The organism is Enterobacter sp. BIDMC 30, from assembly GCF_000534355.1.
GTDB lineage: Bacteria > Pseudomonadota > Gammaproteobacteria > Enterobacterales > Enterobacteriaceae > Enterobacter > Enterobacter ludwigii.
In genome coordinates this window covers 3,407,116-3,421,183 of sequence record NZ_KI973169.1, presented here as the reverse complement: position 1 = coordinate 3,421,183, position 14,068 = coordinate 3,407,116, and the positions used below count along the sequence as shown (strand labels likewise).

At 57.0% G+C, this 14,068-nt stretch carries 11 protein-coding genes; 4 read left to right on the top strand and 7 right to left on the bottom strand.

The features are described from left to right. Positions 1 to 8: 8 nt before the first annotated feature. Together ltaE and poxB are read right to left on the bottom strand one after the other, a co-directional pair. Entirely contained in the window at positions 9 to 1,010 is a 1,002-nt protein-coding gene (gene ltaE / locus L466_RS06290; RefSeq protein ID WP_032681345.1) for a low-specificity L-threonine aldolase, read from the bottom strand. A 38-nt stretch (positions 1,011 to 1,048) separates the two neighbouring features. Further along, positions 1,049 to 2,767 (bottom strand): ubiquinone-dependent pyruvate dehydrogenase, encoded by a 1,719-nt coding sequence (poxB, locus tag L466_RS06295; RefSeq protein WP_032681344.1) that lies wholly within the window; start codon positions 2,765 to 2,767, stop codon positions 1,049 to 1,051. Positions 2,768 to 2,918: 151 nt separating this feature from the next. Here poxB and L466_RS06300 point away from each other — a divergent pair, with 151 nt between their 5' ends. Further along, complete coding sequence (locus L466_RS06300; RefSeq protein ID WP_032681343.1) at positions 2,919 to 3,353, top strand: DoxX family protein; 435 nt, start codon at positions 2,919 to 2,921, stop codon at positions 3,351 to 3,353. Between the two features lie 45 nt (positions 3,354 to 3,398). On the opposite strand, the gene hcr is transcribed toward L466_RS06300, so the two are convergent. The 4 genes from hcr to aqpZ form a co-directional block, all read right to left on the bottom strand. After that, on the bottom strand, positions 3,399 to 4,367 hold the full coding sequence (hcr, locus tag L466_RS06305; RefSeq protein ID WP_014169350.1) for an NADH oxidoreductase: 969 nt from the start codon (positions 4,365 to 4,367) through the stop codon (positions 3,399 to 3,401). A gap of 10 nt (positions 4,368 to 4,377) precedes the next feature. Further along, positions 4,378 to 6,030, bottom strand: a complete 1,653-nt coding sequence (gene hcp, locus L466_RS06310; protein ID WP_032677785.1) for a hydroxylamine reductase — start codon at positions 6,028 to 6,030, stop codon at positions 4,378 to 4,380. A 144-nt stretch (positions 6,031 to 6,174) separates the two neighbouring features. Next, on the bottom strand, positions 6,175 to 7,074 hold the full coding sequence (locus L466_RS06315; RefSeq protein WP_032681342.1) for a LysO family transporter: 900 nt from the start codon (positions 7,072 to 7,074) through the stop codon (positions 6,175 to 6,177). A 166-nt stretch (positions 7,075 to 7,240) separates the two neighbouring features. Next, a complete protein-coding gene (gene aqpZ, locus L466_RS06320; protein ID WP_032682033.1) occupies positions 7,241 to 7,936 on the bottom strand; it encodes an aquaporin Z in 696 nt (231 codons plus the stop codon). Positions 7,937 to 8,225: 289 nt separating this feature from the next. Here aqpZ and L466_RS06325 point away from each other — a divergent pair, with 289 nt between their 5' ends. Next, positions 8,226 to 9,884 carry an ATP-dependent endonuclease gene (locus L466_RS06325; RefSeq protein WP_032681341.1) on the top strand — a complete coding sequence of 553 codons (1,659 nt, stop codon included), beginning with the start codon at positions 8,226 to 8,228 and terminating at the stop codon, positions 9,882 to 9,884. Here the strand turns inward: L466_RS06325 and L466_RS06330 are convergent. Next, positions 9,881 to 10,837, bottom strand: a complete 957-nt coding sequence (locus L466_RS06330) for a VirK/YbjX family protein (RefSeq protein WP_020884839.1) — start codon at positions 10,835 to 10,837, stop codon at positions 9,881 to 9,883. The two genes, L466_RS06325 and L466_RS06330, sit on opposite strands and share 4 nt — an antisense overlap. 159 nt (positions 10,838 to 10,996) lie before the next feature. Between L466_RS06330 and macA the strand changes: the two genes are divergently transcribed. Together macA and macB are read left to right on the top strand one after the other, a co-directional pair. Continuing rightward, on the top strand, positions 10,997 to 12,112 hold the full coding sequence (gene macA, locus L466_RS06335) for a macrolide transporter subunit MacA (protein ID WP_020884838.1): 1,116 nt from the start codon (positions 10,997 to 10,999) through the stop codon (positions 12,110 to 12,112). Continuing rightward, a complete protein-coding gene (gene macB / locus L466_RS06340) occupies positions 12,109 to 14,049 on the top strand; it encodes a macrolide ABC transporter ATP-binding protein/permease MacB (protein WP_020884837.1) in 1,941 nt (646 codons plus the stop codon). Before macA ends, macB begins: the two co-directional genes overlap by 4 nt. Positions 14,050 to 14,068: the final 19 nt, after the last annotated feature.

Here is a 14,068-nt window from a genome sequence, read left to right as displayed (position 1 = left end):
TCTGCTCCTTAGCGCTGTAAAAACGCCTGCCAGTGTTTCACCACGTCTGCCAGTTGCTGACGATTAACGTCTAAGTGCATAACCAGGCGTACCACCGGCGAGGCGTTGATCAACACGCCACGGGCTTTCATAAACTCACCCAGCGCGGCAGCGTGCTCTTCGCCCACGCGAATGAACAGCATGTTGGTATCGTGGCGCATGACGTCTGCACCAATCTCGCGTAGCTGTGCGGCCATCCACGCGGCGTTTTCATGGTCGTCTTTCAGGCGGGCCACGTTGTTTTTCAGGGCGTACAGTCCGGCTGCCGCCAGAATACCGGCCTGGCGCATCCCGCCGCCGGTCATCTTACGCCAGCGGACCGCGCGTTTGATGTAGTCCCCATTGCCCACCAGCAGCGAGCCAACGGGCGTCCCCAGCCCTTTAGACAGGCAAATAGTGAACGAATCGCAATACTGCGTGATGTCTTTCAGCTCGCAGCCATACTCCACCACGGCGTTAAAGATGCGCGCGCCGTCCACGTGCAGCCCGAGTTTGCGCTCGCGGGTGAATTCCCACGCTGCTTTCAGGTACTCGCGCGGCAGCACTTTGCCGTTGTGGGTGTTTTCCAGACTGAGCAGCCTGGTGCGGGCGAAATGTACATCATCGACTTTGATTTTCGCCGCGACCTTGTCGAGCGGCAGGGTGCCGTCCGGGGCGGCATCAATCGGCTGAGGCTGAATGCTGCCCAGTACCGCCGCACCGCCTGCTTCGTACAGGTAATTGTGCGCACCCTGACCGGCAATATACTCTTCACCGCGTTCGCAGTGGCTGAGCAACGCCACCAGGTTGGCCTGGGTGCCGGATGGCAGAAACAGGGCGGCCTCTTTACCGCTTAGCTCGGCGGCATAACGCTGCAGCGCATTCACCGTTGGATCGTCACCGTAGACGTCGTCCCCGACCGGGGCGGCCATCATCTCTTCGAGCATGGCGCGACCCGGACGGGTAACGGTATCACTGCGTAAATCAATCATTTCACATCCCTTTAATTTAAGAGGTTATGTGAAATGTTTTACCTGAGCCAGTTGGTTTTTGCCAGTTCGATTACCTCATCACCGCGTCCACTGATGATGGCGCGCAGCATATAGAGGCTGAATCCTTTGGCCTGCTCGAGTTTAATCTGCGGTGGGATCGCCAGCTCTTCTTTCGCCACCACCACGTCCACCAGTACCGGACCGTCGATGGAGAAGGCACGCTGCAGGGCTTCATCGACTTCTGAGGCTTTCTCTACGCGAATACCCGTGATGCCGCAGGCTTCAGCGATGCGCGCGAAGTTGGTGTCGTGCAGCTCGGTGCCGTCCGTCAGATAGCCACCTGCCTTCATCTCCATCGCCACAAAGCCCAGCACGCTGTTGTTAAAGACCACGATTTTCAGCGGGAGCTTCATCTGCACAACCGACAGGAAATCGCCCATCAGCATGCTGAACCCGCCGTCGCCGCACATCGCCACCACCTGACGCTCTGGTGCGGTGGCCTTGGCTCCCAGCGCCTGCGGCATGGCGTTGGCCATCGAACCGTGGTTGAACGACCCCAGCAGACGGCGTTTGCCGTTCATCTTCAGATAGCGTGCCGCCCAGACGGTCGGGGTGCCCACGTCGCAGGTAAAAATGGCGTCGTCGTCCGCGAAATGGCTAATTTGCTGCGCCAGATACTGGGGATGAATGGCTTTGTCGCTCGGTTTGGCAAGATCGTCCAGTCCTTTGCGTGCATCGCGGTAATCACTGAGGGCTTTGTCGAGGAACTTCCGGTCGGTTTTTTCTTCCACCAGCGGCAGCAGGGCGGCGAGGGTGGATTTGATGTCCCCTACCAGCGCCATATCGATTTTACTGTGGGCACCAATACTGCCCGGGTTAATATCAATCTGAATGATTTTGGCATCCGTCGGGTAAAACGCGCGGTACGGGAATTGGGTGCCGAGCAGGATCAGCGTGTCGGCATTCATCATGGTGTGGAAACCGCTGGAAAAACCGATCAGTCCGGTCATGCCCACGTCATACGGATTGTCATATTCGACGTGCTCTTTGCCGCGCAGGGCGTGAACAATCGGGGATTTTAACTTGCCGGCAAATTCCACCAGCTCTTTGTGCGCGCCCGCACAGCCACTGCCGCACATCAGGGCGATATTGCTGGAGTAACGCAGCAGCTGCGCGAGCTTTTTGAGCTCTTCTTCAGCCGGCGTGATGACAGGCTGTGGGGCGTGATACCAGTGCGAACTGGCACCCTCAGGCGCGGCCTTCAGCGCCACGTCACCGGGAATAACGACCACCGAAACACCGCGGTTAAGTACGGCTTTGCGCATTGCAATGGCCAGAACCTGAGGGATTTGTTCTGGTGAGGAAACTAATTCGCAATAGTGGCTGCATTCACGGAACAGCTCCTGAGGATGCGTCTCCTGAAAATAGCCGCTGCCGATTTCGGAAGAAGGGATGTGGGCGGCAATCGCCAGGACCGGTACGTGATTGCGGTGGCAGTCAAACAGGCCGTTGATCAAGTGAAGGTTGCCCGGTCCGCACGATCCGGCGCAGACGGCCAGTTCACCCGTCACCTGCGCTTCCGCCCCAGCCGCGAAGGCGGCAACCTCTTCATGACGGGTTGGCATCCATTCAATGGTCTTCATCTTATTGAGGCTATCGCTCAGCCCGTTCAGGGAGTCGCCGGTTACGCCCCAGATGCGCTTTACGCCTGCCTGCTCGAGGGTTTTTGCTATGTATGCAGCCACGGTTTGTTTCATGGGTGTCCATCTCCTTTAAGTGATATCGCTTACAAGCTTAGAAGAAAGTCACTGTATTGCCGCGCTTTCCCCCTTATTAAAAGGTGCTTTTCACCCGCAATGATTCGGCATAATCTGGTCATCACACAGATGAAAACAGGAATCATTTCAAATGGTTAAATCATTGTTAATTGTTGTTAATGAAAAGCTATCGTGCGACGATGCCGGCAAACTCTTGTTACGACTTGCCGTCGGTGGGCTGATGCTTTTTCACGGTTTACACAAGTTATTGGGTGGCGTGGGGTTCATCAGCGGCATGCTGGTGGAAAAAGGCTTACCGGGGTTTATCGCCTACGGCGTGCTCATTGGCGAAGTGGTGGCGCCTGTCCTGATTATCGTGGGGCTTTTTACGCGCCCGGCGGCACTGGTGCTGGCGTTTACCATGATTGTGGCGTGGCTGATGGTCGGGACGGGGGAAACCTTTGCGCTGGACGCGGTAGGTGCCTGGGCGATTGAGAGCCTGGTGTACTTCTTTATCGGTGCGCTGGCGATAGCATGCTTAGGCGCTGGGCGTTTTGCGTTGGGGAAAGCGCCGGTCTGGCGGTAGTCGTACTAACCGGGGGTAAACGCGAGCGCTTACCCCCGTCATTCGCTACGCCAGCACAAGATCGCCCTGTGGATGACACGAGCACGCCAGCACGTATCCGTCGGCGATTTCTGCCTCGGTCAGCGTCATGGTGCTCGTCACGGTGTACTCACCGGAGACCACTTTGGTCTTGCAGCAGCCACATACACCAGCACGGCATGCTGCCACCACCGGCACGTTGTTGCTTTCCAGCGCGTCCAGTAGCGTGGTGCCGACCCGGCCAAAGAAGGTCTGAGCAGGCTGCAGTCTGGTGAACGTAATTCCGCTGGTTGCCGCTTCCGCCACCGGGGTGAAGAACTGCTCTTTGAAGAAGCGGGTCACGCCCAGCGCTTTCACGTCCTGCTCAACGATATCCATATACGGCGCCGGCCCACAGGTCATCACGGTACGATCCGCGAGATCCGGGACGCTTTGCAGCAGTTCACGGCTCAGACGTCCGGCGACAAAACCGTGGGTTGCGTTATGTTCCGCCACCAGCGTCACCGGATAGTTACGCCACTCTTCGGCAAAGATCACATCTTCCGGCGAGCGCACGCTGAAGATCACCTGAACATCAGCCTGCGGACGGTTTTTCGCCAGCCAGCGACGCATTGACATGATCGGCGTGACGCCGCACCCGGCGGCCAGCAGCAGGAATTTATCTTCCGCTTTATCGTCACAGGTGAAATCCCCGTGTGCGTCCGACAGCCAGAGGTAATCCCCGCGCTTCACGTCCCGGGTCAGCCACTGCGAGCCTGCGCCATCATCGATACGGCGGATAGTGAGCGTGATGTACTCGCTCACGCCCGGCGTTGAGGAGATCGTGTAGGCGCGCAGCGTGTCCGCTGAGTTGCGGACACTGACCAGCGCATACTGACCTGCACGGTACGGATAGTAGTCATGGCACAGCAGGGACAGCGTCCACACATCCGGCGTCTCCTGATGGATGTGATGAACCTGCATCCGCCACGGACATTGTGAGGTTGGCATGGTCATGAATAACTCCTTACGCGCTCAGCAGCTGCTGCATATCTTCTTCTACGGTGGTCACGGAACGCAGACCAAACTTCTCGTTCAGCACGGCCAGCAGATCCGGTGTGAGGAAGCCGGGTGCGGTTGGGCCAGTCACAATGTTGGTCACGCCGAGAGAGAGCAGGGTCAGCAGGATGACAATCGCTTTCTGTTCAAACCAGGAGAGCACCAGCGACAGCGGCAGATCGTTGACGCCGCAGCCCAGTTTTTCCGCCAGCGTGACGGCCAGAATGATGGCAGAGTAGGCATCGTTACACTGACCCGCATCGACCAGACGTGGCAAACCTTCGATGTTGCCGAAGTCCAGCTTGTTGAAACGGTATTTACCGCACGCCAGCGTCAGGATCAGGCAATCTTCCGGTACGCTGGTGGCGAAATCCGTGAAGTAGTTACGCTCACCGCGCGCGCCGTCACAGCCGCCAATCAGGAAGATATGGCGCAGTTTTTCACGGCTCACGAGGTCAATCAGTGAATCCGCGGCACCGAGCAGGGTTTCGCGACCAAAGCCGACGGTGATCAGATGTTCGATTTCGCTGTACGGGAAGCCACCCATCTGCTGCGCCTGGGCGATGACCGGGCCGAAATCATCCCCTTCCAGGTGGCTCACACCCGGCCAGCCAACGATGCTGCGGGTCCAGATGCGGTCGTCATACGCGCCAACGGTGGGGTCGATGATGCAGTTAGAGGTCATCACGATGGGGCCCGGGAAACGGGCGAACTCAACCTGCTGGTTCTGCCAGCCGCTGCCGTAGTTCCCGACCAGGTGTTTAAATTTACGCAGTTCCGGGTAGCCGTGTGCGGGCAGCATTTCGCCGTGGGTATAGACGTTAACGCCCGTGCCTTCGGTCTGCTTCAGCAGGTTATAGAGGTCTTTCAGGTCATGGCCGGAGATCAGGATGCACTTGCCTTCGGTCGCTTTAACGTTAACCTGCGTCGGCGTCGGGTGGCCGTAGGTGCGGGTTTCACCGGCATCCAGAATACGCATCACGTTGAAGTTCATCTGGCCGATTTCCATTGAACATTCGAGCAGCGGATTCATCTCGGCAGGCCAGGTACCCAGCCACGCCATGATTTTGTGGTACTGAGCATAGATAGCGTTATCATACTGGCCCAGAACGTGCGCGTGTTCCATATAGGCCGCGGCCCCTTTCAGGCCGTACAGGCAGAGCAGACGCAGGCCGAGAATGTTCTCGCCAATCGCCGCTTTGTCTTTATTGGGGGTGAATTCTGCTGCCTGACGCTGCAGCTCGCCCAGGTCATCGCTCACCAGCTGCAGGTCTGCCATTGGGTTTTCTACCCGCGCATTGGCATCGGCGCTCAGGCACTGCGCTTTCAGCGCTTCACGCAACGCAATTGCTTCGCGGGCATAGCCGACGATGCGCGGGGAATCAAAGTTAACGTTAGTCAGCGTGGAGAAAAAGGCGCGGGGGGCGAAACTGTCTACATAGTGGTCAATAATGCCATATTCGCGGGCCTTGAATGCCCATGCGGAAAGGCCTTGCAGGGCGGCAATCAGCAGATCCTGCAGGTCTGATGTTTCTGCGGTTTTGCCGCACATACCTTGCGCATAAGAGCAGCCATTGCCTGCCGGGGTACGGATGGTTTGTTCACATTGCACACAAAACATAATCACACCTGTTAAAGTTATATTTGATATACATGTTTGAGATTATGCCTGTGACTGAACGGTGAAAAGGGCTTTCTTCTACAAAATAGAGGGAGATTGATTTAGCGCAATTTTGGCGGCAGAAAGCCTACCGCCAGAGGAGTATCAGGCGGAGAAAAGCGCCATCAGAACGGGAACCAGCAGGCTCAAAATAAAGCCATGCACAATGGCGGCAGGCACCATCTCCAGCCCACCTGAACGCTGCAGGACCGGCAGGGTAAAGTCCATCGACGTGGCGCCACACAGCCCCAGTGCGGTCGAGCGACTGCGGCGCACCAGGCCCGGGATCAGCATAATGGCAATTAATTCCCGCGCCAGGTCGTTAAAGAAGGCGGCGCTCCCGATGACCGGACCGAACGATTCGGTCAGCAGAATACCGGAAAGGGAGTACCAGCCAAATCCGGAGGCCATTGCCAGACCGGTTTTTAACGGCAGGCCGAGAATAAAGGCATTAATCACGCCCGCCACCAGTGAGCTAATGACGACGATAACCGCGACGATCATTCCACGGCGATTAAGGACAATCTGTTTCAACGTCATGCCATTATTTCGCAGCTGAATACCGATAAGGAACAGCAGGAAAATGAGGGTATATTCACTGGCTTCCGTCGCGTGCTGTAAAAAATTCCATCCGCTCAGCCCAAGAACAAAACCCAGCACCACGACGCCGCATAATTTTAAAGATTCCAGCGCCATTGCAATTCGTGACGGCAGTTTTTCCTGATGGTGGTGATTTTTCCACGGAATAGTGCGTTCAAGCCAGAAAAGTGCGGCAATATTGCACAGCAAAATAACGGCGCAGGTGACGACAGAATAATGCAGGATCGCCAGCAGATTGGTGGCCAGATTATCCAGAAACGCCAGGCTTATCCCCATAAAGAAAAGAATGACGTAGACAATCCAGCTCAGAAAACGGTTGATAAGCCGTAACGCGGATTCGCGATGCAGCGGGATAAGGTAGCCCACAATCAGAGGCAGCAGAATGATGAGGAGTCCTGAAAACATGAACAACGGGTCCTTGTGAGTATCTGTTAAGCGCCAGAGACACTACCCAATAAACGTTGTCAGGTAAAGGAGCAACAAAAAAGCCGGGTGGCAGCAACGCCTGACCCGGCCTGAGTGTTGTCATGCAGGTCGGGTAAGCGTAAGTGCTACCCGACTGCACATGCAATTAATCGCGTTTTTCCAGCAGGGTGCGATACAGCACGCCGCCCAGAATACCGCCGATGATTGGCATTACCCAGAACAGCCACAGCTGCTCAAGCGCCCAGCCGCCCTGGAAAATAGCGACGGCAGTACTGCGCGCCGGGTTTACGGAGGTGTTAGTGACCGGAATAGAGATCAGGTGGATAAGCGTCAGCGCCAGACCAATGGCGATAGGCGCGAAGCCCGCCGGGGCGTGTTTGTCGGTTGCGCCGTGGATCACCAGCAGGAAGCCTGCGGTCAGCACAATTTCAATCACGATGGCAGAGAGCATGGAGTAACCGCCAGGGGAGTGTTCGCCGAAACCGTTTGAGGCGAAGCCGCTTGTGGCGGCGTCAAAGCCGGCTTTACCGCTGGCAATAACGTACAGAACCGCTGCAGCAATAATCCCGCCAACAACCTGGGCCACAATATAACCAATGACTTCTTTAGCAGGGAAACGACCGCCCGCCCATAAACCTAATGTCACCGCCGGGTTAAAATGACCACCGGAAATATGACCCACGGCAAACGCCATGGTTAATACGGTTAAACCGAATGCCAGCGCAACGCCGACAAAACCAATACCTAATTCCGGAAATGCTGCTGCCAGAACGGCGCTACCGCAGCCACCAAACACCAGCCAGAATGTACCAAAGCATTCTGCTGCTAATTTTCTAAACATAACCACCTCAATAATAAACTTCACACGCGTTCCTGCGTGCGGGATATCGTCAAAAAAGGGATGACGACTCAAAGAGCCATTATTTTAAAAACAAAAACATCCCTTCGCCACTAAAATTAATTCGGTTAATTTGATTTATGGCAACGTGATGTCATTCCTTGTTCAAATCGACGGTAAATAGAGCATAGACCAATTCTCTACAGCACGAAGGTTGTGCTGTCGTGACAAAGTTCCTGCCGCTATACTGCTGATAACTTAAAGGAAAAAGTGATCATCTCGCGGGGGATTTATGCTTCTCGAACGTGTGGAAATTGTTGGGTTCCGCGGTATTAACCGCCTGTCGCTGCAGCTTGAGCAGAACAACGTCCTGATCGGTGAGAACGCGTGGGGTAAGTCCAGCCTGCTGGATGCGCTGACGCTGCTGCTTTCGCCCGAAGACGATCTGTATCACTTTGCCCATGATGATTTCTGGTTTCCTCCCGGCGATGTGAATGGCCGCGAAAAACACCTGCACATTATTCTGACGTTCCGCGAATCCGAGCCGGGGCGTCATCGTGTGCGTCGCTTCCGGCCGTTATCACCCTGCTGGGTCCCGTGCGACGACGGTTTCCACCGGATTTTCTACCGGCTGGAAGGTGAGATGGCAGAAAATGAGGGCGTATTAACCCTGCGTGATTTCCTCAATGAGAAAGCCAACCCTATTCCGCTGGATGACATCGACGACCTGGCTCGCCACCTGATTCGCCTGATGCCGGTGTTGCGCCTGCGTGATGCGCGCTTTATGCGGCGGATCCGCAACGGCACCGTACCGAATATGCCGGAAGTGGAAGTGACCGCCCGCGAGCTGGATTTCCTGGCGCGAGAGCTGGTGGCGCGTCCGCAAAATCTGACCGATGGTCAAATCCGCCAGGGGTTGTCGGCAATGGTACAACTGCTGGAACACTATTTTTCCGAGCAGGGGACGTCGGAGTCGCGTCATCGTCTGATGCGCCGCCGCTCTCACGATGAACAACGCAGCTGGCGTTACCTCGATATCATTAACCGGATGATCGACAGGCCCGGTGGCCGTACCCATCGAGTGATTTTGCTGGGGCTGTTTTCGACGCTACTGCAGGCCAAGGGCACCGTTCGTCTCGACCGTGACGCCCGCCCGCTGCTGCTGGTGGAAGACCCGGAAACGCGCCTGCACCCGATCATGCTCTCGGTGGCGTGGCACCTGTTGAATCTGCTGCCGCTGCAGCGCGTGACCACCACCAATTCCGGCGAGTTATTGTCGCTGACCCCGGTCGAGCACGTCTGCCGTCTGGTTCGTGAGTCTTCCCGCGTCACCGCCTATCGCCTCGGGCCGGGCGGGATGAACGCGGAAGAGGGACGCCGTATCTCGTTCCACATCCGCTTTAATCGTGCGTCGTCGCTGTTTGCCCGCTGCTGGCTGCTGGTTGAGGGAGAAACGGAAACCTGGGTTATCAACGAACTGGCGCGTCAGTGTGGCCACCATTTTGATGCCGAAGGTATCAAGGTCATCGAATTTGCCCAGTCGGGGATCAAGCCGCTGATCAAATTCGCCCGGCGGATGGGCATTGAATGGCATGTGCTGGTGGATGGTGACGAGGCGGGGAAAAAATATGCCGCGACCGTGCGTGGCCTGCTAAATAATGAGCGCGAAGAAGAGCGGGACCACTTAACCATGCTGCCGGCCATGGACATGGAGCACTTTATGTACCGTCAGGGGTTCGACGACGTGTTCCACCGGATTGCGATGGTGCCGGTGGATGTGCCAATGAACATGCGGCGCGTGATTGCCAAAGCCATCCACCGCTCTTCAAAACCTGATTTAGCGATTGAGGTGGCGACGGAAGCGGGGAGACGGGGCGTGGAGTCCGTGCCGACGCTGCTGCGCAAGATGTTCTCCCGCGTGCTGTGGCTGGCACGCGGGAAAGCGGATTAAGCGCGGGTCGCCTGCGTGACGTGTTGCGTCAGGCTGTCCAGTAACGCATAGCGGCGGCGGTACTCAGCGCGCTTTTTGCTCGCAATCTCGTCCATCGGCTTACGGGGCATGGCGAGCGGCAGCATGAAGTGGCCGTTATCCTGTTTTTGCCCGCCGAGGGAGAGCCAGAAGCTGTCATAATCGGCCAGCAGTTTCCCCTCTTTTTTCTTGCGGTAACGCCAGCTGCGGTAGATATGCGTGGCGTTACTCACCGCGACAATATGCTCAACCGGGAAAGCTGCGCCAAGCGTCATTGCCGTTTCAACCAGCAGGCGTTTCGGGAACAGGCCGTGACACGCTTTGGTCGCCCCCTGGATCAGTTCATGTGGAACATGTGCTTTTGCCCCCTGCAGGCCGCCGATGAACAGCGTTGTTTTTCCTTCAAACGGGCACAGCGTGAAGGTCATTTCCGCCAGTACGGTATTCTGATGGTTACAAAAGACGAGGGTGGCTTCACCCTCTTTATCCATGAAGGCGTCGGCGCACAGGCGCACAGTAAACTGCTGTTCGTCTTTTCCGGTCAGCGTCAGCAGGGTTGCCCCCTGCGGTGAAAGATAACCCTTGACCAGCGTTGCCGGAAGCTGGCGCGTCATGGTCTGGTAGTGCCAGGTCAGCGATTCCAGCGCCTGTCGGCGATCCATGTCCACCGTTAACCAAGGGCGGTGCAGGCGGCACGGCAGCCCCGGCTGCACCTGCAACATTTGCATCAGGCGCGGCTGCTTTGCCAGCTCTGACAGCAGGCGCGTGGTGCTGAACGGTGTCATCAGCGAACGGAGCATGAACTTACGTCGATAAGCGGGGTTTTGCCATGCCAGCCCCGGTGTGATCTTACCGAAGGCCAGATTATTGAAGAGCTGCCAGCCGGATTTAGGCTGGTGCTGATGAGAAATAAGTGTATCGACGATGGAAGACATGTTAGATCCTGCTTCTGAAGGAAGGGTTCTATTTCAGCAGGCGAAATTTCAATAACTCATCAACAAATTGAGGCGATTTCGGTGCGCGGGGGTTTCGTTGAGGAGTCGTTTAGATAGAATCAACGTTTATAATTGCCAGAACATTTATTTGGAATATTTATGAACCTCAAGGGAAAACGCAGAACGTGGTTTCTGCTGCTGGCGGTAATTGTTATCGGGGGAGGGTTCTGGCTATGGCAGATCCTGAATGCCCCTGTACCACAGTATCAAACACTGATTGTCCGTCCGGGCGAGCTGCAGCAAAACGTGCTGGCGACGGGAAAACTGGATGCCCTGCGCAAGGTTGACGTGGGTGCACAGGTAAGCGGTCAGTTGAAAACGCTGTCGGTTGAGATTGGCGACAAGGTGAAAAAAGGCCAGCTGCTGGGCGTTATCGATCCTGAGCAGGCGCAAAACCAGATCCGTGAGGTGGAAGCCACGCTCATGGAACTGCGTGCCCAGCGTGCACAGGCGCAGGCTGAGCGTAACCTGGCCCAGGTGACGTTAACGCGTCAGCAGGCGCTGGCCAAAACGCAGGCCATCTCGAAACAAGATTTAGACACGGCTGCCACCGAGCTGGCGGTTAAGCAGGCGCAGATCGGGACTATCGATGCGCAGATCAAGCGCAACCAGGCCTCGCTGGACACGGCCAAAACCAACCTCGACTATACGCAGATTGTGGCGCCCATGGCCGGGGAAGTGACTCAAATTACCACGCTGCAGGGGCAAACGGTGATTGCGGCGCAGCAGGCGCCCAACATTCTGACCCTGGCGGACATGAGCACCATGCTGGTGAAAGCCCAGGTCTCAGAGGCGGATGTTATTCATCTGAAGCCGGGGCAGAAAGCCTGGTTTACCGTCCTCGGCGATCCTCAGACGCGTTATGAAGGCGCGCTAAAAGACATTCTGCCGACGCCGGAAAAAGTGAACGATGCCATCTTCTACTATGCGCGCTTCGAGGTACCTAACCCGCAGGGCGTGTTGCGTCTGGATATGACCGCACAGGTGCACATTCAGCTTACCGGCGTGAAAAATGTGCTCACCATTCCTCTCTCTGCGCTGGGTGAATCCACCGGCGAGAGCCGCTATAAAGTGAAAGTGCTGCGCAACGGCGAAACGCGTGAGCGAGAAGTGGTCATTGGTGCGCGTAATGACACTGACGTGGTGGTGGTCAAAGGGCTGGAAGAGGGTGAGGAGGTTGTCACCAGCGAAAGCCTGCCCGGAGCCGCTAAATGACGGCGTTGCTTGAGCTGAATGACATTCGTCGCAGCTATCCGTCGGGTGATGGCCCGGTTGAGGTGCTGAAGGGGATCACCCTGCGCGTCGAAGCGGGCGAGATGGTGGCGATTGTCGGTGCGTCCGGCTCCGGTAAATCGACGCTGATGAATATTCTCGGCTGTCTGGACAGACCCACCAGCGGCACCTATCGGGTGGCCGGTATGGATGTTTCCACGCTGGACGGTGACGCGCTGGCAAAACTGCGGCGGGAACATTTCGGTTTTATCTTCCAGCGTTACCATCTGCTCTCTCACCTGACGGCGGCGCAGAACGTCGAAGTGCCGGCGGTCTATGCCGGCGTCGAGCGGAAAAAACGCCTTGAGCGCGCCCAGATGCTGCTGACGCGTCTGGGGCTGGCGGAGCGGGTGGAGTACCAGCCCTCGCAGCTCTCCGGCGGCCAGCAGCAGCGTGTCAGTATCGCACGCGCGCTGATGAACGGCGGTCAGGTGATCCTCGCAGATGAACCGACCGGGGCGCTCGACAGCCATTCGGGTGAAGAGGTGATGGCGATCCTTCACCAGCTTCGCGATCAGGGGCATACGGTCATCATCGTTACCCACGATCCGCAGGTGGCTGCGCAGGCCGAGCGCATCATTGAGATCCGCGACGGAGAGCTGGTCAGCAACCCGCCGGCGCGACACGCCCGGGCGGCGGCGCCGAAAGAAGTCCTGCCGGCGTCAACCGGCTGGGGACAATTTTCCAGCGGGTTTCGTGAGGCGCTGACCATGGCCTGGCTGGCGATGGCTGCCAATAAAATGCGCACCCTGTTGACCATGCTGGGCATCATCATTGGTATCGCCTCGGTGGTGTCGATTGTGGTCGTGGGCGACGCGGCCAAACAGCTGGTGCTGGCGGATATTCGGGCCATCGGGACCAACACCATTGATGTCTATCCCGGCAAAGATTTTGGCGATGACGAGCCGCAGTATCAGCAGGCACTGAAGTATGACGATCTGGCGGCTATCCAGAAGCAGCCGTGGGTGAATTCGGCCACGCCGGCGGTCTCGCAAAACCTCCGTCTGCGGGTAGGCAATGTTGACGTTGCTGCCAGCGCCAACGGCGTCAGCGGCGATTACTTTAACGTCTATGGCATGACCTTCAGCGAAGGTGCCACCTTCAATGCCGAGCAGTTAGCGGGCCGGGCGCAGGTGGTGGTGCTTGATGCCAACTCGCGCCGGCAGCTCTTCCCCAATAAAACCAACGTGGTGGGCGAGGTTATCCTGGTCGGAAACATGCCTGCGACGGTGATTGGCGTGGCGGAAGAGAAACAGTCGATGTTTGGCAGCAGCAAGATCTTGCGCGTCTGGCTGCCCTATACCACCATCTCCGGGCGGATTATGGGGCAGTCCTGGCTGAACTCCATCACCGTTCGCGTGAAGGAGGGCTACGACAGCGCGCAGGCCGAGCAACAGCTGGAACGGCTGCTGACGTTGCGTCACGGGAAGAAAGATTTCTTCACCTGGAACATGGACGGTCTCTTGAAAACGGCGGAAAAGACCACACGTACTCTTCAGCTGTTCCTGACGCTGGTGGCGGTGATCTCGCTGGTGGTTGGCGGTATCGGGGTGATGAATATCATGCTGGTATCGGTCACGGAACGTACCCGGGAGATTGGCATCCGCATGGCAGTCGGTGCCAGAGCCAGCGATGTGCTGCAGCAATTTTTGATTGAAGCGGTGCTGGTGTGTCTGGTGGGCGGCGCGATGGGCATTGCGCTGTCGATGATGATCGCGTTTGCTCTGCAGCTTTTTTTACCCGGCTGGGAGATTGGTTTCTCGCCGGTGGCCATTCTTACCGCATTTTTGTGTTCGACTTTTACCGGCATTTTGTTTGGCTGGCTGCCTGCCCGCAATGCGGCGCGTCTGGATCCTGTGGATGCGTTGGCTCGCGAATAGGCTGAAAATAAAAATGCCA